The organism is Flavobacterium chungnamense, assembly GCF_039539165.1.
Lineage (GTDB): Bacteria > Bacteroidota > Bacteroidia > Flavobacteriales > Flavobacteriaceae > Flavobacterium > Flavobacterium chungnamense.
In genome coordinates this window covers 321,688-346,355 of record NZ_BAABCS010000003.1, presented here as the reverse complement: position 1 = coordinate 346,355, position 24,668 = coordinate 321,688, and the positions used below count along the sequence as shown (strand labels likewise).

General features: G+C 32.1%; 23 protein-coding genes. 9 read left to right on the top strand and 14 right to left on the bottom strand.

From position 1 onward, the window contains the following. Positions 1 to 143: 143 nt before the first annotated feature. The 5 genes from ABD771_RS02270 to ABD771_RS02250 are packed head-to-tail and all read right to left on the bottom strand — an operon-like array spanning position 144 to position 5,927. Positions 144 to 845, bottom strand: a complete 702-nt coding sequence (locus ABD771_RS02270; RefSeq protein ID WP_345090041.1) for a hypothetical protein — start codon at positions 843 to 845, stop codon at positions 144 to 146. Then, on the bottom strand, positions 845 to 2,671 hold the full coding sequence (locus ABD771_RS02265; protein WP_345090038.1) for an ABC transporter ATP-binding protein: 1,827 nt from the start codon (positions 2,669 to 2,671) through the stop codon (positions 845 to 847). The genes ABD771_RS02270 and ABD771_RS02265 overlap by 1 nt, the downstream gene beginning before the upstream one ends. Then, entirely contained in the window at positions 2,672 to 4,399 is a 1,728-nt protein-coding gene (locus ABD771_RS02260; protein ID WP_345090035.1) for a phospho-sugar mutase, read from the bottom strand. 35 nt (positions 4,400 to 4,434) lie between these two features. Further along, positions 4,435 to 5,394, bottom strand: coding sequence for a glycosyltransferase family 2 protein (locus ABD771_RS02255; RefSeq protein ID WP_345090032.1), 960 nt, complete (start codon positions 5,392 to 5,394; stop codon positions 4,435 to 4,437). After that, positions 5,394 to 5,927, bottom strand: a complete 534-nt coding sequence (locus tag ABD771_RS02250) for a DUF4199 domain-containing protein (RefSeq protein ID WP_345090029.1) — start codon at positions 5,925 to 5,927, stop codon at positions 5,394 to 5,396. Before ABD771_RS02250 ends, ABD771_RS02255 begins: the two co-directional genes overlap by 1 nt. 223 nt (positions 5,928 to 6,150) lie before the next feature. Here ABD771_RS02250 and ABD771_RS02245 point away from each other — a divergent pair, with 223 nt between their 5' ends. After that, positions 6,151 to 6,402 (top strand): type B 50S ribosomal protein L31, encoded by a 252-nt coding sequence (locus ABD771_RS02245; protein ID WP_345090026.1) that lies wholly within the window; start codon positions 6,151 to 6,153, stop codon positions 6,400 to 6,402. A 107-nt stretch (positions 6,403 to 6,509) separates the two neighbouring features. After that, positions 6,510 to 7,685, top strand: coding sequence for a GlmU family protein (locus tag ABD771_RS02240; protein ID WP_345090023.1), 1,176 nt, complete (start codon positions 6,510 to 6,512; stop codon positions 7,683 to 7,685). Positions 7,686 to 7,689: 4 nt separating this feature from the next. Here the strand turns inward: ABD771_RS02240 and ABD771_RS02235 are convergent, their stop codons facing one another. Further along, the gene (locus tag ABD771_RS02235; protein WP_345090020.1) at positions 7,690 to 9,648 is read right to left on the bottom strand and encodes an autotransporter outer membrane beta-barrel domain-containing protein; all 1,959 of its coding nucleotides are present in this window, start codon (positions 9,646 to 9,648) and stop codon (positions 7,690 to 7,692) included. Positions 9,649 to 9,963: 315 nt separating this feature from the next. Here ABD771_RS02235 and mtaB point away from each other — a divergent pair, with 315 nt between their 5' ends. After that, positions 9,964 to 11,292, top strand: coding sequence for a tRNA (N(6)-L-threonylcarbamoyladenosine(37)-C(2))-methylthiotransferase MtaB (gene mtaB, locus ABD771_RS02230; RefSeq protein ID WP_345090017.1), 1,329 nt, complete (start codon positions 9,964 to 9,966; stop codon positions 11,290 to 11,292). 15 nt (positions 11,293 to 11,307) lie between these two features. On the opposite strand, the gene ABD771_RS02225 is transcribed toward mtaB, so the two are convergent. Continuing rightward, complete coding sequence (locus ABD771_RS02225) at positions 11,308 to 11,649, bottom strand: hypothetical protein (protein ID WP_345090014.1); 342 nt, start codon at positions 11,647 to 11,649, stop codon at positions 11,308 to 11,310. Positions 11,650 to 11,727: 78 nt separating this feature from the next. Beyond that, complete coding sequence (locus ABD771_RS02220) at positions 11,728 to 12,012, bottom strand: GNAT family N-acetyltransferase (protein ID WP_298304181.1); 285 nt, start codon at positions 12,010 to 12,012, stop codon at positions 11,728 to 11,730. Between the two features lie 106 nt (positions 12,013 to 12,118). Between ABD771_RS02220 and ABD771_RS02215 the strand changes: the two genes are divergently transcribed. After that, positions 12,119 to 12,775 carry an alpha/beta hydrolase gene (locus tag ABD771_RS02215; RefSeq protein WP_345090012.1) on the top strand — a complete coding sequence of 219 codons (657 nt, stop codon included), beginning with the start codon at positions 12,119 to 12,121 and terminating at the stop codon, positions 12,773 to 12,775. A 55-nt stretch (positions 12,776 to 12,830) separates the two neighbouring features. After that, positions 12,831 to 13,724, top strand: coding sequence for a lytic transglycosylase domain-containing protein (locus ABD771_RS02210; RefSeq protein ID WP_345090009.1), 894 nt, complete (start codon positions 12,831 to 12,833; stop codon positions 13,722 to 13,724). Between the two features lie 124 nt (positions 13,725 to 13,848). Here the strand turns inward: ABD771_RS02210 and ABD771_RS02205 are convergent, their stop codons facing one another. Then, positions 13,849 to 14,364 (bottom strand): DUF2892 domain-containing protein, encoded by a 516-nt coding sequence (locus ABD771_RS02205; protein ID WP_345090006.1) that lies wholly within the window; start codon positions 14,362 to 14,364, stop codon positions 13,849 to 13,851. A 153-nt stretch (positions 14,365 to 14,517) separates the two neighbouring features. On the opposite strand from ABD771_RS02205, the gene rpmH reads away from it, so the two are divergent. Together rpmH and carB are read left to right on the top strand one after the other, a co-directional pair. Then, a complete protein-coding gene (gene rpmH, locus ABD771_RS02200) occupies positions 14,518 to 14,679 on the top strand; it encodes a 50S ribosomal protein L34 (RefSeq protein ID WP_007136275.1) in 162 nt (53 codons plus the stop codon). Positions 14,680 to 14,844: 165 nt separating this feature from the next. Continuing rightward, complete coding sequence (carB, locus tag ABD771_RS02195) at positions 14,845 to 17,697, top strand: carbamoyl-phosphate synthase large subunit (RefSeq protein ID WP_345090004.1); 2,853 nt, start codon at positions 14,845 to 14,847, stop codon at positions 17,695 to 17,697. Between the two features lie 20 nt (positions 17,698 to 17,717). Here the strand turns inward: carB and ABD771_RS02190 are convergent, their stop codons facing one another. The 3 genes from ABD771_RS02190 to ABD771_RS02180 form a co-directional block, all read right to left on the bottom strand. After that, positions 17,718 to 18,593, bottom strand: a complete 876-nt coding sequence (locus ABD771_RS02190; RefSeq protein WP_345090000.1) for a T9SS type A sorting domain-containing protein — start codon at positions 18,591 to 18,593, stop codon at positions 17,718 to 17,720. A 283-nt stretch (positions 18,594 to 18,876) separates the two neighbouring features. Continuing rightward, positions 18,877 to 19,350, bottom strand: coding sequence for a hypothetical protein (locus ABD771_RS02185; protein WP_345089997.1), 474 nt, complete (start codon positions 19,348 to 19,350; stop codon positions 18,877 to 18,879). Then, positions 19,347 to 19,829 (bottom strand): hypothetical protein, encoded by a 483-nt coding sequence (locus tag ABD771_RS02180; protein WP_345089994.1) that lies wholly within the window; start codon positions 19,827 to 19,829, stop codon positions 19,347 to 19,349. Before ABD771_RS02180 ends, ABD771_RS02185 begins: the two co-directional genes overlap by 4 nt. A 275-nt stretch (positions 19,830 to 20,104) precedes the next feature. On the opposite strand from ABD771_RS02180, the gene ABD771_RS02175 reads away from it, so the two are divergent. Next, the gene (locus ABD771_RS02175; RefSeq protein ID WP_345089992.1) at positions 20,105 to 20,497 is read left to right on the top strand and encodes a hypothetical protein; all 393 of its coding nucleotides are present in this window, start codon (positions 20,105 to 20,107) and stop codon (positions 20,495 to 20,497) included. 30 nt (positions 20,498 to 20,527) lie between these two features. On the opposite strand, the gene ABD771_RS02170 is transcribed toward ABD771_RS02175, so the two are convergent. Next, complete coding sequence (locus ABD771_RS02170) at positions 20,528 to 21,289, bottom strand: NYN domain-containing protein (protein ID WP_345089989.1); 762 nt, start codon at positions 21,287 to 21,289, stop codon at positions 20,528 to 20,530. Between the two features lie 223 nt (positions 21,290 to 21,512). Here ABD771_RS02170 and ABD771_RS02165 point away from each other — a divergent pair, with 223 nt between their 5' ends. Next, a complete protein-coding gene (locus ABD771_RS02165; protein WP_345089986.1) occupies positions 21,513 to 22,469 on the top strand; it encodes an ion channel in 957 nt (318 codons plus the stop codon). Between the two features lie 40 nt (positions 22,470 to 22,509). Here the strand turns inward: ABD771_RS02165 and ABD771_RS02160 are convergent, their stop codons facing one another. Further along, on the bottom strand, positions 22,510 to 24,663 hold the full coding sequence (locus tag ABD771_RS02160) for a hypothetical protein (protein WP_345089983.1): 2,154 nt from the start codon (positions 24,661 to 24,663) through the stop codon (positions 22,510 to 22,512). Between the last annotated feature and the right edge of the window lie 5 nt (positions 24,664 to 24,668).

Sequence of the window (24,668 nt, the reverse complement as noted above, 5' to 3'; positions counted from 1 at the left end):
CAAAAGTTTAGTTAAAATATTAAAATTCAACACTTTAAATATACTAACTTTTGCTTTTTTACCCAAATATTTTTACACTTTTATATCGAACTCACGTTATTTAGATTGCTTTTCAAAAAAACTGACCGAATTGTAATTGTTTTTTAAATTAAAATATCACTTTCTAAATCTGATTTTTCAATTTCAAAGTCAAAGCCAAGTTTGTCAACTAATTCTATAACCAATTTTTTATACCAATTTTCAGATTTTGGATGAATGTAGATTTTTTCTATAAGTTGTGAAATATCAACATCAATTTTTAAACCATCATTGATTTTAATTTCTTCCTCAGATAAATCGGCGATAATTCTAACTTCACGTTCGTATTGAAAACTTTTACGTTTAAATAGAAAAGGGAAAAACATATCGTCAAAAGGAATGTATTCTTTTTTGTAATCGATATAATTTACTTCACCAATGTATTGCTTGAAATCTTTTTCAGCTTCTAAAGCTTTTTGGAGTCTTCCAACTGTAGATTGAATAGCCAAACCTTCACTATTTTGAGTGAAAATTTGCCACATCGCAAACGATTCATATTCGTTAATGTGCCAACTACTTACTACAACTTTTTCTCTGTGCGATTTATAGTAATCAAGAAATTCAGGATTATTGGCAGATAATTTTTTAATTTCTTCAAAGGTTGGTTCGCTAAATGTTCCTTCATATTGATCTTCAAACTTATCGGAACGTGACATGAAGAGTTTTTTGGAAATCAATAAATCCAAAAATTTAGATAAATCCAAGTATTTCCATACAATCGTATCTAGATTTTCTGGTAGCGTAATATTTGGATTATTCAAATACATTATTCAAAGCTTTGCATCATTACTAACTTAGAGTAGGTACCTTCTTTGGCTAGAAGTTCATTATGAGTTCCTTGTTCCACAATTTCACCTTTTTGCATTACAATAATATTATCTGCTTTTTGTATGGTTGAAAGTCTATGAGCAATTACAATAGAAGTTCTATTTTGCATCATATTTTCAAGTGCAACTTGTACTAATTTTTCACTTTCGGTATCTAATGCTGAGGTTGCTTCATCCAAAATCATAATCGGTGGATTTTTCAAAACAGCTCTTGCAATAGAAATACGTTGTTTTTGTCCGCCAGAAAATTTGTTTCCAGCATCTCCAACGTTAGTGTAAATTCCTTCAGGTAAATCTTTTATGAATTCGTAAGCGTTTGCAATTTTTAAAGCTTCAATTATCTCTTCATCCGTTGCGTCTAATTTTCCAAGTGCTACGTTTCCTCTGATTGAATCATTGAATAGTATAGAATCTTGAGTAACCAATCCAAGTAAATGACGAAGAGATTTCATTTCAATATCTTTAATGTCAATGCCATCAACTTTTATAGAACCTTCTTGAACATCGTAAAAACGAGTTAGTAAATTGGCAATGGTACTTTTTCCGCTACCAGATTGACCAACAAGAGCAATAGTCTTTCCTTTTGGAACTTCTATCGTAAAGTTTTTTAGTACGTTCTCATCTTCATATCTAAAATTGATGTTTTCAATCGAGATTTTATCTTCAAATGATTCTTTTACAATTGCATCAGGTTTGTTCTCAATAGCATTAGGTTGTTCTAAAATTTCTAGAACTCTGTCGGCTGCTGCCATTGCACCTTTTAATGTATAAGATGCTTTTGATAATGCTTTTGCTGGTGTAAGGATTTGATAAGCCAATCCCATGTAAGCAATAAATGCAGTTCCTTTTAAACTTCCCTCAAAAACCATATTACCACCAAACCATAATAGAACTGCAATTACTATAATTCCTAAAAATTCACTGATAGGAGTAGAGAGGTTATTTCTATTAATTAAACTATTAGAAAATTTGTAAAGTTTTTGAGCAGATTCTTTATATTTTTCTTGAAAGTTATCTTCAGAATTATAACTTTTAATGATTTTTAAACCAGATAATGTTTCATCTATTATTGATAAAAAGATACCAGTTTCTTGTTGAACACGATTAGATTTTCTCTTTAAACTTTTCCCAATTAATGAAATAATAAATCCAGAAACCGGAATGAAAATAAATACAAATATTGTAAGTTTTGTACTTATGTAAAACATAGTAACTATAACAGAAATGATAGTCAGAGGTTCTTTAATGATAATTTCTAAAATAGATAAAAACGAAAATTGAACTTCACCAACATCGTTAGTCATTCGAATCATAACATCGCCTCGACGTTTTTCTGAATAAAAAGATAATGGAAGATGAATTACTTTCTCGTAAATAGCTAAACGTAAATCTTTTAATGTACCATTTCTTAAAAAAGTAACATAGTACATGGCTAAATAGTTGAAAATGTTTTTAAGAAAAAACATCAGAATTACTAAACTCACCATAATTAATAAGGCAGCTTGTGGTCCTTTTTCAGCAGAAGTTGTTGTAACAACATAATTTAAGTATTCTTTTCCATAGGAAGGAATATCTGCTAATCCTTTATAAATAGGTTTTTCGAATACTTCTTCTGTTTCTCCAAACATCACATTCAAAAGTGGAATTAACATCACCATTGATAATGCATTGAAGAGTGCGTAAAAAAGATTGAAGAATACATTCAAGAAAGCAAACCTTTTATAAGGTAATGCAAAACGTAGTATTTTAAAAAAGGTTGTATTCATTTAGCTCAACTGCATCTCAGCAATAATATTTTTGATTTTTTCGTCCAATTGTTTCTCTACTTCTTTAGCTTTTTCTACAGCATCTAAAGGAGTATTTACACTGAAGTAAAATTTAATTTTTGGTTCTGTTCCACTTGGACGAGCACAAATTTTTGAACCATCTTCCAAATAATAAATCAATACATTCGATTTTGGAATAGAAATCGATTCAATTTCTTCAGTAAACATATTTCGAGAAGTAGAATTTTCGTAATCTTCAATACAAACCACACGTTGACCATTAATTTCAATCATCGGATTTTCACGTAAATCAATCATCATTTGATTAATTTCTTGCATTCCGGAAATTCCTTTTTTGGTTAATGAAATCAAATGTTCTTTGTAAAAACCAAAATCAACATATAAATTTAATAGTTCCTTGTATAATGTGCTTCCAGCAGCTTTAGCTTGTGCAGCAATTTCGCAAACTAATAAACAAGCAGCAACTGCATCTTTATCACGAACGGCGTCACCAACCATGTATCCGAAGCTTTCTTCGCCACCTCCAATAAATTTTAATTCTGGAAAATCTTTAATAAATTTTGCAATCCATTTAAAACCTGTCAATCCAACTTTACATTCAACATTATATCCAGATGCTAATTCTAACATCATAGGCGTTGAAACAATCGTTGAACCAATAAATTGTTTTCCGTCAAGTTTACCAGCTCGTTTCCATTGTTCTAACAAAAATGCGGTCATTATAACCATGGTTTGATTTCCATTTAATAGAACCATTTTTCCATCAGTATCACGAACAGCAACACCCAATCTATCAGAATCAGGATCGGTACCAATTACTATATCGCCACCAATTTTATCAGATAAAGCTATTGCCATAGAAAGTGCTTCTGGTTCTTCTGGATTTGGAGATTTTACTGTTGGAAAATCACCATTGGGAACCTCTTGTTCTGCAACAATATTCACATCAGTATATCCAGCTTTTGCTAAAACTCCAGGAATTGCTTTTATTGAAGTTCCGTGAAGTGAAGTATAAACAATTTTTAAATTTTCTTTTGCTGCTAAAGGTGTATTGAAACTTGCATTTTCAATAGTAGATTTTGCGAAAGCTTCATCTACAGCAACATCAATATACTCAATAAGATTTTCGTTGGCTTCAAATTTGATTTCACTGTAATTCAATCCTTCGATAACTTCAATAATCTCTCCATCTTGTGGTGGAACTAACTGTCCACCATCTTGCCAATATACTTTGTATCCATTGTATTCTGGTGGATTGTGAGAAGCTGTTAGAACAATTCCTGCATGGCAATTCAAATATTTTAAAGCAAATGATAATTCTGGAGTTGGACGCATATCAGAAAATAGATAAACATGTATTCCATTTGCAGAAAAAACATCGGCAACAACTTTAGCTAAAGTATTACTGTTATGACGACAATCATAAGCAATAGCCACTTTTAGTTGTTCACCAGAAAATGATTTTATCATATAATTTGATAAACCTTGAGTATTTTTTCCTAGGGTATATTTATTGATTCTATTAGTTCCAACGCCCATTACACCTCGCATTCCGCCTGTACCAAATTCAAGATTTTTGAAAAAACTTTCCTCTAAATTTTTTGGAGAAGTTGTTATCATTTCTTTGATTTCCTCTTGTGTTTGACTGTCAAATGTTGGCGTTAACCATTCATTTACTTTGTCTAAAATATTTTGTTCGATGTGCATGATTCTATTTTGTAATACGAAAAAATCGTTTTGTATTATTGTAAATTTATTTCGGAAGCAATTTTATAACGTTCTTCATTGTTTTTTGTTCGAAGAATGATTTCACCTAAAAATCCGGCTAAAAATAATTGTGTTCCAATAATCATCGAGGTTAATGCGATGTAAAATAAAGGATTACTTGTTACTAGAATGGTATCAAATCCAGAGTAAAGTTTGATAAGTTTTATGGTAATGATGAATCCTGTAGCTAGAAAACCAATAATGAACATCAAAACTCCAGCAGCTCCAAATAGGTGCATAGGACGTTTTCCGTATCTAGATAAAAACCATATGGTAATTAAATCAAGAAAACCATTTACAAAACGACTCATTCCAAATTTAGATTCACCATATTTTCTAGCTTGATGAATTACTACTTTTTCACCAATCTTTCCAAAACCAGCATTTTTAGCTAAAACAGGAATATAGCGGTGCATTTCGCCAGAAACTTCAATGTTTTTGATAACCACATTTTTGTATGCCTTCAAGCCACAATTAAAATCGTTCAAATAAACACCAGAAGTTTTTCTTGCTGCCCAATTGAATAATTTAGAAGGCAAGTTTTTAGTTACTACATGGTCGTAGCGTTTCTTTTTCCAACCCGAAACTAAGTCGAAGTTTTCTTCTGTTACCATTTTAAATAATCCTGGAATTTCATCTGGACTATCTTGCAAATCTGCATCCATAGTGATAATAACATCCCCTTGTGCTTTTGCAAATCCAGCATGAAGTGCTTGTGATTTTCCAAAATTTCTCAGAAATCGTATACCTTTTACACAAGAATTTTCTTTAGATAAATTTTCAATGGTATTCCAAGAATCATCCGTACTACCATCATCTATAAATAGAATTTCGTAGGAATAATTATTTTCTTTCATGACTTTTACAATCCATGAATGCAACTCAGGTAACGATTCTTGCTCGTTTAATAATGGGATAATTATGGATAGATTCATTAAAAACCTTTATTGGTGTTTTTAGATTTAAAAATAGCTGCAAGTATTAATCCGAAAAGACAGCTGAATGCTATAGAAAAAAACATTCCTTTAATTTGTTGCGATATTCCAAACTGGTCTTGATTTTCCATTTCTTTTATTGCATCTTTCATTACTTGTTTAGGAGTGTCGAATTTTTCCATCATTTCTATAGAAAATCTCATAGTAAGCTCTTTTATTGTTTCTTTAGCTTCAGTATCAACAAAATTGAAAAGTACTATATTAAAAAGAACAGAAATAAAAATACCAATGACGGTGTAGACAAAATAAGTTGTAAATGCGTTTTTAAAAGTGAAGTCTTCTTTTACTTCTTTTTTTGTTTTAGTCATTAATATTATTGAAAGAGTCAAACTAATACATATCGTTAAAACTCCAATCCACCATTTCGTAAAATACTCAAGGTTAATTGCATAAATTGTTGCAGTAACTAGTATAGAAATTAATCCAGATATAATTCCAAATGTAATTCCATTTTTCTTTACAATTTCATTCATAATTTTTTTGTTTAAAATTAATCCACAAATATAGTAATTCCATTATTATTGTAGAATATATAATTCAATTAAAAAAAGTGCTTTAAAGGTTTGATAATTAAAAAATAGTTGTATTTTTGCACTCTCAAATACAAAACAATAATTAAAAGTTGTAGCCAGTTGATACCTTTTATAATGAAAGCTTCACAACAAACTACTTCATAACAAATAAAAGATTTACACAATGAAACAAGGAATTCACCCAGAAAATTACAGATTAGTTGCTTTTAAAGACATGTCAAACGAAGATGTTTTTATTACTAAATCAACAGTTGAAACTAAAGAAACTATCACTCACGAAGGAGTTGAATATCCAGTTTACAAAATGGAGATTTCTAGAACATCTCACCCATTTTACACCGGTAAATCTAAACTTATCGATACTGCAGGACGTATTGATAAATTCAAAACTAAATACGCTAAACACGGAAAATAATTTTTTAGCTGTTCAAATTTTATTAAGACCTTTCAATTTTTTGGAAGGTTTTTTTATGAACTAAACTTTTGTAACTTTGAACTCGCAACTTTAAACTCGCAACCAAAATGAACTACATACTTTTTGACGGAACCGTTCGAAACGCACTTTTGCCATTTACTTTTACACGACCAGTTGCTGAAATTCGCATTGGAATTTTAACTATTCGTGAAAAGTGGGAAAAATATTTAGGTTACACAACAACTACTTTAACAGAAGAATATCTTTCTGAAAAGTATCCAATGGTTGAGCTTGAAGATAACGTAATGATTAATGCTTCTTTTTTGCCCAATGATGTTTTATCAGAAATGGTTAAGAATTTAGAAAAAAATCAAGCAATTTTTAAAGGTGATGCAGTAATTGCTTTTTACACTAATGATACTCAAGAAGAAATTGATTTTGATACTTACGAAATTATTGAATTTAACGAAGATTGTTTGACAGTAGAAAATACTTGGGATATTTTTGCTAAAAATGATGCTGCAATCCGTGAAGATTTTGATTTAATCACTGAAGGCAGAACATCCCTACCATTACCAAAAAGTGTCAATGTTTTGTCACCAGAAAATATATTTATTGAAGAAGGAGCTAAGCTAGAATTTGTAACTTTAAATGCATCAACTGGACCAATTTATATTGGAAAAAACTCCGAAATCATGGAAGGTTCTGTCATTCGAGGACCATTTGCCTTGTGTGAAGAAGCTCAAGTTAAATTAGCAACCAAAGTATATGGAGCAACGACTGTTGGACCACATTCAAGAATTGGCGGAGAAGTTAATAATTCAGTTCTTTTCGGATATTCTAATAAAGGACATGATGGTTTTTTAGGAAATGCTGTTCTAGGCGAATGGTGCAATATTGGAGCCGATAGTAATAATTCAAATCTTAAAAATAACTACGAAGAAGTTCGTCTGTGGAGTTATGAAACAGAAGGTTTTGCCAAAACAGGATTACAATTCTGCGGATTAATGATGGGTGATCATAGCAAATGCGGAATTAACACTATGTTCAATACAGGAACAGTTGTAGGAGTTTCTTCTAATATTTTTGGAAGCGGTTTTCCTAGAAATTTTGTTCCAAGTTTTTCTTGGGGTGGCGCTTCAGGTTTTACAACTTATTTAACTTCAAAAGCATTTCAAACTGCCAAAATTGTAATGTCACGTCGTCACGTTGATTTTACAGAAGAAGATGCTAAAATATTGGAACACATTTTTGAGGAAACTAAAAAATATAGAAAAGAGTAGTCAATTACTGACTACTCTTCATATCTCTTACTGCAGGAGAAGGATTAATTGCTGGTTCTGAAGTAGTCATATTTTTGCCTGCTTGGCTTTCAAAATTCATTTGTTTTTCGATTACTTTTAATTCTCTGTTCAACGGTTTGAAACGCATGTCAGAATATTTAGAGAGTTGTCCACCTCTTTCCTCATCAGCTCTAAAAGCAACTATTTGATACGAAAATGAAACGTTAGAATTGCCGTTTTGTAATTCTTTTACTTCAAAACTGGTTGCTGTTTTGTTGAAAACGTACACTCCTTTGCAGTCGCCTTCCAATTGAATAAATATTTTCATGGGATGTGTTTCGTCAACTCGAATGTTTTTGCTAAGTATTGGGTCGATATCAATTTTCGCATAACCATTAGTTAGATTTCCAATACCATAATCTTGAAACAATGCCTCTGGAGCTTCAGGCGCTGCCATGATGCGCTCTTTTCCTTCATTGTCTTGAACTAAAGTATTCACCGTTCCAAAGCCTAAAATTTTGTAAACCACATTATCAATCACTGAGCCCACTGTTGCTACTGCATTTACACCTGTTCCACTTACATAGAATAATCCACCCATTCTGTCAATAGTTGTAGAAAACCCATAATTGGATCTGCCTTCAACACCAACATATTCTCCTGCACTTGTGATTCCTTTTCCAGCTTCAGGTACTGCTAATGTCGCTCCAAGTGAAAAGAACGATAGGTTTGTCCCATGTCCACCGCTTACAACATTTAAAGCTGTAGCTGTTGTATTGGTGTAAAACAGAGTTGCTCCCAAATCTCTATGAATAGTAAAACGATTAGAAAAAGTGCCTCCAGCTAAATTTCCAGCAACAGTATTTGCTGTATTGTTCAATGAAAATTCAAATTGTCCACCTGGATTGTAATTGAACATTGCAGGATAATTTGCTCCCGACATTTGTCGAACTCCACCATTGTAATAACTATTAAAATATATTCCCGGCCAATCGGAAACCATTGCCATTCCCAGTGAATTTACGCCTAAGTTAAAGGTGGCTACTGTGTTTCCAACAGCTCCTTGTGTTTGTAACTTGGCTCTGTCTGGAGCTGTTGTTCCTATTCCTGTATTGCCATTGGCTACTACTAAGCCATAGTTGTTTGTGCCTCCTAAGGCTTCAAAATATCCACCATAATTGGTTGGAGATCCACTTCCGTATCCGTAAACTCCGTACCGTATACCAGCATTGCCTGAAGAAGTGAAATAACCACCAAATGCTCCACCTGTGTATGTTCCACCTATATTGTTTGATCTGACTCCCATGTAGGATCCTTCAAAAAAACCACCATATCCATAACCAGGATTGTTCAATGCTCTTCCGTACAATCCTATTCCATCTGCGTTTCCAATATACGTGTTTTCAGAATAACTGCCGATAGCACTAGGAGTTGGAGTTGATGCATGAACTCTATATAAAGGGTTGGCAGTGCCAAAACCAACAAAACCACTAGTTTGTTTCACACGAAAACGCTCAATGTTATTGGTTCCAAAAACGATGTCATTGGCATCGGTTGTGCCAAGGAAATTTTCTGTAGCAGTAATTGTTGATGTTCCGTAGGTGCCAGGAACAGCTGGGTCGTTCGTTGAAGTATTTCCATTTAAACTCCAATCTCTAGAGTTATTTCCGGTAAAGGAAACCCAACGTGCTCCATCCCAATAATGATAGCCTGTACTCACACCATTTACTCCCGTAACTGGATTGGTATTGTATACCATGGTTGAAATTGATAAAGCTCCACCTTGAGGATTAACTACTGGTAAGGCAATATTATTGGCCGTCAAGGCGACTCTTGGTATCAATAAACCATTTGTGGTTGAACTTACGTCTAACATTCCGTTAGGTACGGTTGTATTTACTCCTATTTGAGCAGGTGCGTTAAAGGAGATAAAAATCAGTAAAAAAGTAGTAATATTCTTCATAATTAATTCATTTTCATTAAGATAGAAATAAATTTATTTATTTTGATAACGGTTTAAAATATCGATTACTTGCGTAATTAATCGTTTAATTACTCTTTTTTAATCATTTTTAATGTTAAAAAAGAATACATAAAATAATTTTGTAGTCTTTTTTTTAGAAAAAATATTTTTTTTTAGTTAATATGTTATTTATTTATAAAAGTATTTAACAGGAAAATAAATATTATTTTTAAGAGTTTTGGTAAAAAAATGAATATTGTCCGTAAATTTGCAAACTCAATTTTTTGACAACGATTTCATTAATTGAGTTAACTTATGGAAAACAGAAAAAAAGTAGCATTCTACACTTTAGGATGCAAGTTGAACTTCTCAGAAACGTCAACAATTGCACGTAATTTTCAAGAGGAAGGTTTTGATAGAGTAGATTTTGAAGAAGTTGCAGATATGTATGTTATCAATACTTGCTCGGTGACAGAAAATGCAGATAAGCAATTCAAGCAAATAGTAAAAAAAGCCATGAAACTCAACGATAAAGCATTCGTTGCTGCCGTTGGATGTTATGCACAATTAAAACCAGAAGAACTTGCTTCTGTTGATGGTGTTGACTTAGTTCTTGGTGCTACAGAAAAATTTAAAATTACCGATTATATTAACGATTTGTCCAAAAACGATATGGGCGAAGTTCATTCGTGCGAAATTGAAGAAGCCGATTTTTATGTTGGTAGTTATTCCATTGGCGATAGAACACGTGCTTTTCTAAAAGTGCAAGATGGTTGCGATTACAAATGTACCTATTGCACCATTCCATTAGCACGCGGAATTTCAAGAAGTGATGCTTTAGAAAACGTTTTGAAAAATGCTTATGAAATTTCACAACAAGGCATTAAAGAAATTGTTCTAACAGGTGTAAATATTGGGGATTACGGAAAAGGAGAATTCGGAAACAAAAAACATGAACATACTTTTCTGGATTTAGTAAAAGCATTAGACGAAGTAGAAGGAATTGAGCGTTTACGAATTTCATCTATTGAACCTAATTTGTTGAAAAACGAAACAATCGATTTTGTTTCAAAAAGTAGAACTTTTGTTCCTCATTTTCACATTCCATTGCAATCTGGAAGTAATGAAATTTTGGGAAAAATGAAACGTCGTTACCAACGTGACGTTTATGTTGATAGAGTTGAGAACATCAGAAAAGTGATGCCACATGCTTGCATTGGTGTTGATGTTATTGTTGGTTTTCCAGGTGAAACTGATGAACATTTCTTAGAAACTTATAATTTCTTAAATGAGTTGGATATTTCTTATCTGCACGTTTTTACTTATTCCGAGAGAGATAATACAGAAGCAGCAACTATGGAAAATGTAGTTCCAATGAATGTGAGATCTAAAAGAAGTAAGATGCTTCGAGGATTGTCAGTTAAAAAGCGTCGTGCTTTTTACGAAAGCCAAATTGGAACCAACAGAACTGTTTTGTTTGAAGCCGAAAATAAAGAAGGTTATATTCACGGATTTACAGAAAATTACGTAAAAGTTAAAACACCTTGGAATCCAGAATTAGTGAATACTTTGCGCGAAATCAATTTAACAAGAATTGACGAAGATGGAAGTGTGAGAATGGAATTTTTGAATAGCTTAGTATAATTTTCAACCTAAGATTTAATATTTATAGTTAAACCTAATTTTAGTAATCCTAAAAACAGATTCGCTGTATTGTTCAATAAATTCATATTTATTTCTTCCTGATTGTTTGAAATCAATAATTCTTTCGCCAGAAATCTCATAGTACATTGAGTTTCCCTCAAACATAAATCTTTTGCCGTTGTTACGATATGCAGAACGAATTAAATCAAATTCAGATAAATTCCATGTGGTAAGATTGGCATCTAAATCTTCTAATTCTGAAAATAATCCTTCTGTAATTTCGGTTTTGCAACCATAATATTTTTGGATGTTTTCAAAAAATGCTATGATGTTAAGATTTAGTTCTTCTGAATTCATTTGCTAAAAATAAATAAAAAATCCCAAATTCTAGTAGTGTAATTAGAATTTGGGATTTTATCTTTTTTGGAATTACAATTATATTTTAATTCCTGGTGGCAACAAATCTCTATAAGTTGTGTTTTTTCTAAAAAACAATGCAATTTTAGGAAGAATCGGAACCACTTTTAATTTACGTTCGTAAGCAATTTCCATAATATTCTTCAATAAATCATTGATGAATTCTTCATTGTCAAATCCATCAAAAGTATTGATTCTAGTAAGGAAAATCTTTTTTTCTTGAAACGAATATTCAACAGAAACCAATTTTCCATCGACTAAAGTTTCAAATTGTCTAGCGAATGTATTGTCTTTAATTTCCATTTTTTCTAAAATTAACTCTGAGTTCATGTATAAGTGGGATAAATAAATTAATTTTATGCAAATTTCGGAATAAAATATGGATAAAGCCACCGAAATGCGTTAAAATATGAGTAAGATACATGTTTATTTTATGCCAGGTCTAGCGGCAAGTTCAACAATCTTTGAAATGATTGATTTGCCAAAAGATATTTTTGCTATACACTTATTGCACTGGTTATTACCTGAAAAGAGTGAAACATTAGAAAATTATGCAAAAAGAATGGCTGAAAATGTAAAACACGAAAATGCAGTTTTGATTGGAGTTTCCTTTGGAGGCGTTTTAGTTCAGGAAATGAAACAGTTTCTTACTACTAAAAAAATAATTATTGTTTCAAGCGTTCGAAGTAATTCAGAATTACCAAAAAGAATGAAAATTGCTAAAACTACTAAAGCATACAAATTACTTCCAACAGGTTTATTGCAAGATGTTGAATTGTTGACCAAATATGCTTTTGGTGATACCTTGAAAAAGAAATTGAAACTTTACGAAAAATACCTTCACATGCGCAATAAAGAATACTTAGATTGGGCAATCGAACAAATGATTTGTTGGAATAGAACTAAAATAGATATGGAAGTTGTTCATATTCATGGAGATACTGATGAGGTTTTTCCTACCAAACATATTAAAAATTTTATTAATGTAAAAGGAGGAACTCATGCTATGATCCTAAGTAAATACAGATGGTTTAATACTAATTTACCAAAAATCATTTTGGAGTAGGTTTAAATTTCGGCTCAATTTTTGTAGTTTTGTAATTAAATAAATCAACAAGAAGATGAAGAAGATACAAATTATTGGAATTGCAGTTTTTATGATATTTGCCAGCGGATTATTTATGTTCGTTATTTCTGGAACTAACAAGGAAAAGGAGTTACACGAAGGGACGTCTCAATATTTCCCTAATTCTGTTGACTTTGCTGGTGAAAATGCGCCTTTGCAAATATCCGACGTAAAAGAGCGATTTGATAGAGAATTATTAATCAATGCTAATTTACATTCTTCTACAATACTAATTATAAAGCGTGCTAATAGAGCTTTTCCTGTTATTGAACCTATTTTAAAACAATATGGAGTTCCAGATGATTTTAAATATTTAGCAGTTATTGAAAGTTCATTAACTAATGCGGTTTCTTCAGCAGGAGCAAGAGGTGTTTGGCAATTTATGCCAGATACTGCCAAAGAAAAAGGAATGGAAGTTAATGATGGTGTTGACGAACGTTATCATCTTCAAAAATCTACCGAAGCAGCTTGTAAATATTTATTGAAAGCCAAAGAAAAATTCGGAAACTGGACACTTGCAGCTGCATCTTATAATGGAGGAATGACAGGTGTAAACAATAAAATTACTGAGCAAAAAGTTACAGATTATTATGATTTATTGTTAACAGACGAAACTTCAAGATATGTTTTCAGAATTTTGGCTTTGAAAGAAATTATGAAAAATCCAAATTTTTATGGATTTGATGTTTCAAAACATGAATTGTATGAAAATATCCCAACTAAAACTATTGAAGTTGATAGTTCTATAACTGATTTAGCAACATTTGCAAAATCACAAGGAATTAATTACAAAATTTTAAAAATCCACAATCCTTGGTTGAGAGACAAGAAATTAGTTAACGCAACTAAGAAAAAGTATTTGATTGAAATCCCAACTGAAGGTTATTAGTCAGTTGGCAGTGTTCAGTGTTCAGTTGGCAGAAATGTTTTGAACATAAAAAAGTTCGCAAAAATTGCGAACTTTTTTATTTAAGTATCATTATAACTGAATACTGAACACTGCCAACTGAATACTAAATTTTCTTCATCTGTTCTTTCATCATTTTAATCTGATCGTTCAGCATCCCTTGTTTGTCTAGTTTTTTAGCTTCGTTGATAAGGTTGGTTGCTTCTAATTTTCTTCTTCTAGACATTGCTACACCAGCTAGATTTAATTTTGCTACAGCTAAATCCATGTCCATATTTAAGCCTAATTCAATTGCTTTTTTGAAGTATTTCTCGGCTTGAATTAAATTAGTTTGAGATAGCATTAATCCTTGAAGGTAGTTATAATATCCTTGTTGTTTTTGTACCAAAGCTGTCTCTGGATTTTTTATTTTGGCTAACCATTTTTTTGCGCCTTCAAAGTTTTGTTTACGTAATTGCAAGAAGGCCATTAATATATATTCATTTTTAAAATATAAAAACAATGGAATTATTGACAATAAGATAAGGAAAATTCCATTTCCGATATTACCTTCTGTGAATTGCCAAATAGCGGCGATAAAGATTAAACCTGTTAAAATAAGTTTGATATTTCTGTGAAACATAATAGTGTATTTTTAAGTTCGCAAAGATAATAAATAGAAATTAAAATATTTTTAAAAAACTACTTGCAAGTAATAAAAATCGTTGTATATTTGCACTCGGTTTAAAAAAGACCTCAAGAAAAGATTATTATACGATTTTAAAGATAAAAAGCAATGAGCAAAAGAACGTTTCAACCATCGAAAAGAAAAAGAAGAAATAAACACGGATTTATGGACAGAATGGCTTCTGCAAATGGAAGAAAAGTCCTTGCGCGTCGTAGAGCTAAAGGAAGACATAAATTGACAGTATCTTGCGAACCAAGACACAAAAAATAATGATTAGATTCTAATCAATATCAAGCCGTTACTTTTATTAGTAGCGGCTTTTTTTTAAACCTGTTTATAAAATTTGATAAGTTTAAACCATCATTTTTTTACTTTTCAAATCAAACAGATTATCTTTGAGAAAACAACAGTACAACACACAACAAACTAACTACAATGCCAAAAGACAATTCAATCAAATCGGTTTTAATTATTGGTTCAGGTCCAATCGTTATTGGACAAGCTTGCGAATTTGACTACGCAGGTTCACAATCGGCACGTTCTATTCGTGAAGAAGGAATTGAAGTAATCCTTATCAATTCCAATCCAGCAACCATCATGACCGATCCAAGTATGGCGGATCATGTTTATTTATTGCCATTGACAACAAAATCAATTATCCAAATTCTAAAAGAACATCCACAAATCGATGCTGTTCTTCCTACAATGGGTGGTCAAACAGCGTTAAATCTTTGTTTGGAAGCTGATGAAAAAGGAATTTGGGAAGATTTTAATATAAGAATGATAGGTGTTGATGTTAATGCTATCAATATCACCGAAGATCGTGAACAATTCAAACAATTATTAAAAAAAATTGGTATTCCTGCAGCGCCAGCAAAAACAGCAACTTCTTTCTTAAAAGGTAAAGAAATTGCGCAAGAATTTGGATTTCCATTAGTAATTCGTCCATCGTTTACACTTGGCGGAACTGGAGCAGCATTCGTACACAGTAAAGAAGAATTTGACGAAAAACTAACCTACGGTTTAGAAATGTCACCAATTCATGAGGTCTTGATTGACAAAGCTTTATTAGGTTGGAAAGAATATGAATTAGAACTTTTACGTGATAAAAACGATAACGTAGTAATCATCTGTTCAATTGAAAATATGGATCCTATGGGAATTCATACAGGAGATTCAATCACAGTTGCGCCAGCGATGACTTTATCAGATACAACGTTTCAAAAGATGCGTGATATGGCAATTTTGATGATGCGTTCTATCGGAAATTTTGCTGGCGGATGTAACGTGCAATTCGCCGTTTCACCAGACGAAAAAGAAGATATTGTAGCCATCGAAATCAATCCGAGAGTTTCTCGTTCATCTGCCTTAGCATCAAAAGCTACAGGTTATCCAATTGCAAAAATTGCCTCAAAACTAGCATTAGGTTATACTTTAGATGAACTTCAAAATCAAATTACAAAATCAACTTCGGCATTATTCGAACCAACTTTAGATTACGTAATCGTAAAAATACCAAGATGGAATTTCGACAAATTTGAAGGTGCCGACAGAACTTTGGGACTTCAAATGAAATCGGTTGGTGAAGTTATGGGAATTGGTCGTTCGTTTCAAGAAGCGCTTCATAAAGCAACGCAATCTCTTGAAATTAAACGAAATGGACTTGGAGCAGACGGAAAAGGTTATAAAAACTACGAGCAAATTATCGAGAAACTAACCTTCGCAAGTTGGGATAGAGTTTTTGTGATTTATGATGCCATTGCGATGGGAATTCCGTTGAGTAGAATTCACGAAATTACTAAAATTGATATGTGGTTCTTGAAACAATACGAAGAATTGTATTCGTTAGAAAGAGAAATCACAAACTATAAAATAGATACTTTGCCAAAAGAATTATTACTTGAAGCAAAGCAAAAAGGTTACGGAGACAGACAAATTGCTCACATGTTGGGTTGTTTGGAAAGTCAGGTTTATAAATTGCGAGATGAAATGAATATCAAGCGTGTTTATAAATTGGTGGATACTTGTGCTGCCGAATTTAAAGCGCAAACGCCATATTATTACTCGACTTTTGAAGCAGAAATTCAAACTGCAAATGGCGAAAGATACGTTCATAACGAAAGTATTGTAACTGATAGAAAGAAAGTCGTAGTTTTAGGTTCAGGACCAAATAGAATTGGACAAGGAATCGAATTTGACTATTCTTGTGTTCATGGAGTTTTGGCTGCGAAAGAATGTGGTTATGAGACAATCATGATCAATTGTAATCCAGAAACGGTTTCTACCGATTTTGATACAGCTGATAAATTGTATTTCGAACCAGTTTTTTGGGAACACATTTACGACATCATTCGTCACGAAAAACCAGAAGGAGTTATCGTGCAATTAGGTGGACAAACCGCTTTAAAACTAGCAGAAAAATTATCTAAATACGGAATTAAAATCCTTGGAACTTCATTTGATGCTTTAGATTTAGCGGAAGATAGAGGACGTTTTTCAGAATTATTAACTGAATTAAATATTCCGTTTCCAAAATTCGGAATTGCGGAAAGTGCTGATGAAGCTTCGAAATTGGCAGATACTTTAGACTTTCCATTATTAGTTCGTCCTTCTTATGTTTTGGGAGGACAAGGAATGAAAATTGTCATCAACAAACAAGAATTAGAAGAACATGTAATTGATTTATTGAAATCGATTCCTGGAAATAAATTATTACTTGACCATTATTTAGATGGAGCCATAGAAGCAGAAGCTGATGCCATTTGCGATGGAGAAAATGTGTACATCATCGGAATTATGGAACACATTGAGCCTTGCGGAATTCACTCAGGTGATTCGAATGCGACTTTGCCACCTTTTAATTTAGGTGAGTTTGTAATGCAACAAATAAAAGATCATACTAAGAAAATCGCTTTGGCTTTAAGAACAGTTGGTTTAATTAACATCCAATTTGCGATAAAAGACGATACGGTTTACATCATCGAAGCCAATCCAAGAGCATCGAGAACGGTTCCGTTTATTGCAAAAGCTTATGGTGAACCTTACGTGAATTATGCTACTAAAGTAATGCTTGGTGTAAACAAAGTAACCGATTTTACTTTCAATCCGCAGTTGAAAGGTTATGCGATTAAGCAACCAGTTTTCTCTTTCAGTAAGTTTAAAGATGTAAACAAAGCACTTGGACCAGAAATGAAATCTACAGGTGAAAGTATTTTGTTCATAGACGATTTAAAAGACGATCAATTCTACGAATTATACAGCAGAAGAAAAATGTACTTGAGTAAATAAAAAAGAATCGAAAAGATAGGCTATTTTTTAATAAATTTTCCAGTCATTCCATTGATTTTGTAAACATAGACACCAGTCGAAAGTTGGCTGGTGTCGACTATTATATCAATTGTTCCAGAGGCAACAGTTTGGCTTTGTATTCGGTTTCCAGACATGTCAAATACTTCCAGTTCTGCATTTTCTGGCAATGGTTGGCTATTCGATATCGTAATTCTGTTAGATGTAGGATTTGGATGTCCCTGAAATGCTTCGCGTGCGAGATAAATTTCCTGTTGTCCAAGATTCAATGTGCCAGGAAGAGAATATACATCAATCTGGATTGAACCACTCCCTATTATGTCTGAATACTGTCCATTATGTCCCATAGATACAAGAAGCTTGTACTGATCATTCCCTGTTTTAACTAGTCTTGGAGCATAACGATCAAATATTTCGTAAAGAATGGTTCCTTGTTCGTTAGATATAATAAGCTTAGGAGCACTAATTCCATTTCCAAAGGGATTGTAATATTGAACGGGAGTAATAAATTCAATCAGGTCGTCATCGTTAAAAAGGTGTTTTGAGATAAAGTATTGTGGAAGTTGATTGTCTTTATAAATTAAGCTATTGTTGGCAAATCCAGTATAGCTGGGAGGCATTGGCATTGATTTGTAAAGAACATGGGTTTCACCATCGAAGAGATCAAGTGTATAAGGTCCGTTATAAGGTCCATTAACTAAGTAAAAATCCATATAGCCATCGTCTCCTGGAAAAGAGTTATTAAGAGATGGTCTATCGTTTGTTACATATGTATGTTCTTGAAAAATCTGCGCATATCCTGTTACTATTGAGGCTATACAAAAAAATAAAGTGATTTTTTTCATTTTTTTTAGTAAAAATAAAGATTTTTTTGGCATATATTTTTTTTATCTGAATATTTTTAGTTTAATAACTGATTTTACATTCAAACTGAAGTTGAGATGTCATGCCATCCATTAAACACTTTTTAATTCCAAAATGTAAACAAAGCACTCGGAGCAGAAATGAAATCGACAGGCGAAAGTATTTTGTTCATAGACGATTTAAAAGACGATCAATTCTACGAATTATACAGCAGAAGAAAAATGTAATTGAGTAAATAAAATGCAAAATCCCGATGTGAGTCGGGATTTTTTTATAGGTAAAAAATTTGCATGTTTTTTATTCAGTTATTTCAAACATTTTATTGAATTTTCTTTTCAAGTTTCTATTTTGCCATATTATGTTCAGTCTCGAAATGATAGAGATGAAAACTATGAATAAATTAGATATGATGTATATTTCTATTGGTGGTTTTGCATGAAGGTAAAAAATACAGTTAAAGATAATCATTGCAATAACTGGAAAGTATTTTATATAAGCAACTCTTAATTTGCCCAAAGGTTCAATAGTGTAATTTACAATTAAACTTTTTTCAATGTTTTTATATGTTCCTTTTAGAAAATAAAAACTTGGAAAAAAATTAGAATTTTTTATAATCTCAAAGGTTGAATTGTCAAAATTTCCATAAAAGTATTTCGAATTTTCAGTAAAAAGCGAAAAGAAAACTAATGGAATTTTATGTTTTGGCGCGCCAATTTTAGTATTCTCTTTTAATCGATTTCTAAATTCAGTTATATCTATTTTTGACTTCATTTTTTATTTTTCCCAAGTTTATAAAAAACGAAAACTCCAAATATGGTCATAACGATATATGCAAAGTAAAGATTTGGATATATTCTGCTGAACATATTCTCTTTGATTTCAACTTTTCCAGCTGAAAGTGGTGGATAAACTGTCCAGCCTGATTGTATTGCAAGTGATTTTACTATACCTAAAATAGTTGGCCAGATCAAAATTATTAATAAACTTACAATTGAAAAAATCCATAATGCTTGGCGGTTTTCAAATTTCTCAAAACAAACTTTTGCTAAATAAAAGAAGTACAAAATAATTAAACAATAAATTGGCAAAAACTCTGTTTTTTCAATTACGAAATATGTATCGTGAATATTTATGTCAAGTACACTTTCCGTTCTGATGTTGGTTAAATCAAAGGCAAAATGAAATGTAATTAGCCCAATTACAATTGTAGTTAAAAAGTACAGAATTTCTAATATTAAACTTTTTCTCATTTTTGTGAATGCATTGCTCATACTTATATACAGCCGCTATTAAAATAATTTTAATAAAGTAAAAATAATCAAAAAAGACAAGAATCTTTTGAAATGTAATTTTATTCTTGGTTGGGAATTCAATTGTGCACTTAAAAAACTTCCAATTTTATCGATGAACGTCAAGGTGGCTGTGGTTTAAAGAGTTTTTTTTCCGTTAAACGATTTTTAATTAATTGTTGTTTTATTGTTATTAAGTTTGATTTGAAATTTACAATAACATAGCAATTAGCTCTATGGAAAATATTTTTGATACAACTTATAGACAAGATTATTTGAATGGTTATTCAAATGGTTTGAATCCTTATATCGATTATGATGAAGTGAAGTACAATGATGCTTTTCACTCTGGATTTGTTTCGGGTCGTCTGGATTATGAAAATAGAAACGGCTACATCATTGACGGAATTCCGAAGCGTATTGTTACTAAAAAGGTTTTGGAAGATTTTCTGTTAGCTGGTTTGCTAGGTTTGCCACCAGATACTGATGGTTATACTAATTTTCAGTTGAATGTTTTGGCAAAATGGTACCAAAGTGGCACAGAAAAGTATGATCCTAACCAAAGTATGTATCTTTTTGCCATTTTAGAAAAAAATGGTATTCAAGTGAAAGAGACTTATTATATGTAAATCTTCTAAAAGTAAATTACTTCTCGACTCTTACTTTCTTCTTACATAAATGTGTTTGATGTTGTTTTTGCCGCTTTCGCGTTCGTCGATTTCGAAACGATTGATGTTTTTGATAAGCGCCAACATTTTAGGAAAACCATAGTTTCTTGGGTCGAAATCGGGTTTCTTTTTTAGCATTAAATTTCCTAATTCTCCTAAAAATGCCCAACCGTTTTCGTCTTCCAAATCGGAAATACTATCGGCTAGAAGTTTAATGATTTTTGGGTCTATTTTACTTATTGGACTGTTGGTAGCTTTTGCAGTTTTAGTTGTTTTTTTGTTGCTGTTTTCTACTATTGGTTCTAAATCTGGTTTTTTAAGAATTTCTATATAGATGAATTTGTCGCAAGCTGTGATGAATGGCGTTAGGGTTTTCTTTTCTCCAATTCCAATAACTTTCATGCCAGCTTCACGAAGTCTTGTTGCCAATCGAGTAAAATCGGAATCGCTTGAAACAATGCAAAATCCGTCTACTTTTCCGGTGTAAAGAATGTCCATGGCATCTATTATTAATGCGCTATCGCTTGCGTTTTTTCCTGTAGAATAGCTGTATTGTTGAATAGGAGTTATGGCGTTTTCTAACAAAACGTTTTTCCAACCCGAAACGGTTGGTTTGGTCCAATCGGCATAAATTCGCTTGAATGTTGGTGTTCCGTATTTGGCGATTTCTTCAAACATTTCTTTTACGTTGGCATAAGGAACGTTGTCTGCATCGATGAGAACAGCAAATTTAAGGTCGTTTTTAGTAGTCATGGTATTGTTTTAGAGTATCAAATGTAGTGAATTAAACTAAAAGTGCTATGAAAATCAGGACGTTTTTAGCCCAGATAGCAGTGGAAAGCCATTGTGTGAAAAAGTGCTATTTTTGTTGTTGTAAAAAAGCGACCTGAGAAGCTCTTTTTACAACTTACAAAAATGTGCTTTTTTAGATAATGCTTGTAAAGTATAGCTGGATTGGCTTCTAATACTTAAGATAATGGCTTTTAAAAAGAAAATAAATAGTAAGGCTCAAGATGATAAAAACTCTGGTTTTGGAGCGAATGCATCGAGTTATGGTGGTCGTTTTGTTACGAAATCTGGTAATGCGAATGTAAGAAAAACAGGAATTGGGTTTTTTGAAGGAATCAGTTGGTATCACACGATGTTGACGATTCCGCGATGGAAGTTTTTCTTTATTATTTTGTCTTTTTACTTTTTGGTGAATTGTGCTTTTGCTTCTATTTATGTATTGATAGGAGTGGAGCATTTGAGAGGTATTAGTGCGGTTTCGGCTTTAGATAAATTTGGTCAGGCGTTTTTCTTTAGTATTCAAACGTATACGACAGTTGGTTACGGACATATTAGTCCGAGTGGGTTTTTGGCGAGTTTTGTGGCTTCGGTTGAAGCGCTTTTTGGATTGTTGAGTTTTGCTATTGCAACTGGTTTGTTTTATGGTAGATTTAGTCAACCTAGAGCGCATATTGTTTTTTCTGAAAATGCTATCGTTGCTCCATATCAAGATATAACGGCTTTAATGTTAAGATTGGCACCATATAAAAATGCTAACTTGACTGAAGCTGAAGCCAAAGTAACGCTCGGTCTTCATGTTGAGGAAAATGGCAAAATGGTGAATAAGTTTTACCAATTGAAATTAGAATTGGAAAAGGTAAATGCGTTGACGTTAAGTTGGACTTTGGTGCATCCTATAACTGAGGATAGTCCGTTATATCAATTGACAGCTGATGATATTAAGAACACGATTGGTGAAGTTATTGTTTTCATCAAATTGTTTGACGATATGTATAGTACAGCGGTTGTAAAACGAACTTCTTACACGTTTGACGAAGTGGTTTATGGTGCTAAATATTTGCCGATGTTTACTAGAAGTGAAGATGAAAACAAGACTATTTTGCATATTTATAAACTCAATCTTTTTGAAAAAGTTTCTTTATAAAAAAAAACGCTCGATTATATTTCGAGCGTTTTTTTTTGGTTTAGTTTTTCTTTAATAAAACTTTTTCTTGTGTGAACTGATAAGCAGCATCTAAGAACTGAATCATTTTGTTCCAATTGCTGTTTGGTTCGTAGTAGTTTTTGTAATATTTAACGGCTTTGATAGTAAGTTTGTTGCCGCTAACTGTTGCTGAACTTACAAATCCGCCAGTTTCGTTTTCTACTTTTTTGTTTAGTTTGTCTAATCCGGCAACGGTGTAACCAGCAGGAATATCTAATGTGATTTCGTTTTCGAAAGAACGTGGGTAAACCATGTAAACGTTGTTTTTACGTTCTTTTTCTTTTTTGTCAATTTCTACTTGCGAAGTGATTAGTTTTCCAATTTCAATAAGGTAGTTTTCACCAGCTTTTTTGATAAGGTTGTTTTTAATTGCAAAATCCTCTTCATAGATTAAAGGAGATTTTTTTCCGAAACGACCTGTACTTTTGATGGTAAACTTGTGGTCGTCTATTTCAAAATCATATTCTTCGGCTGTAGCTTTTTTGAACGCTTCTTTTTGTTGTTCTTTCAATTTATTTACTACAGCATCAATTTCTTTGCCATAGCGTTCTTTATCTTTTTTGTTTTTTACATATTCAATTACCGACTTCGTTCCGTATTTAGCATAGTCTTCAAAAGCATAATCAAAGTAGTAGAATTTGTCACTTTGTTCGTTTTCTTTCAAATGTCCGAAATAAGAAGATTCTTTTTTGATTTTAAGTCCAGAAAAATCGTCAGAGATAGTTACTAGTGAGTTAATTTTTGAAACATTGTCTTGCATTGTACTTGCTGGTAAATTTACGTTTACAGCATCTACCACTTTCTTTCCTTTAGCAACTTGAAGCGCATATGCTTTGCTGTTTTCTAAATTGTAATTGAATTGGTCAGCACTAGTATATGGAGAGAAATATTCTAAGTACATAGGTGTTTTAGTATTTACTCTCAATAATACATTGACGTTTTTCTGAATTAATAAATCATCTATTGAGCCATTGTATTTTGGTGTAGCTACTATAATATCATAATCATAGTTGTTCTTTTTTAGAAATTCCATGAAGTAGTTTACAAACGATTCTTCGGTTCTAAAAAAGATTGGATTTGAATAAACACTTAAAGCATAGAATTTAGTTGCATCACTAATAATAAATGCTTCAATAAATTGCGTGAAGAACATATGTCTAGTGTAGTAATATACTTCTCTAATTTTTTCCTCATCACTAGCAAAAGTTTTTCCTTTTAGGAAATCGTTTATTACACCTAAACTTCCGTCTGGGCGAAATTTCTCGTCGTAGTAATTAAAAATGTCTTCTTTAGAAACAGTTTTCTTTATAACTTTTTCAGAATTTGATAAAAAGGCATCAGCACGTTTTTCAAATTTTCCTGAACGTGCAAAAAACACCTGAAATTTATAACAAGGTAATTCTGCTAATGGTAAAAACCAACGCGGAAATTCATTTTTTTCTATGTCTTTGGCGTTTAATTCGTATTTTCTTTCATCACTATTTTTAGTTGGAATTTCTTTTAATTCTGGCGCACCATTATAAGTGTTGAAATTTACAAAAAAGTCATTTTCTGTATCGAATGCCAGTTTCATGGCCATAGTAGGATAAACATCACCAAGTGGAGATTCTTCTGGTTCGAAACCAAATTCATAGATAGATTTGAAGGGCTCAACGCTATAGTAATAAAAGTCTATTATATCACCAATTTCAAGATTTGCGATAGCTATTTTCTTTTCTTTATCAACTTCTTTGGCGTTTTTTTCAATGTCAACATCAATCTCTTTTCCTGTTGATTTTACAATTTTGATTCCTACAACATTGGTTCCTCTTCCTAAAGAACGCATTCCTTTGTTAGAATAAAATTTGTCTTTATAAGAAAACTCAGAAAACTCAGTTACTGCAGCCTGGTCTTGTAATTTAATTCTTTTTCTAATGGCAGAAGTGTAGGTTACGCTTGCTCCAAATTTATGGTAATTGTAATATTCATATTTATAAATAATTACAGCTGATTCATTTTTCCACTTTTCAGGAATTGTTGTTGCTGTTTTGTACTTGTCTGATTTTCCCCAGAAAAATTCTTTGATTTCGGCTTTGTCTTGGGCAAAAGATGCACTACTAATTATTAGGAATAAGTAAAGAAATAGTTTTTTCATTAGTA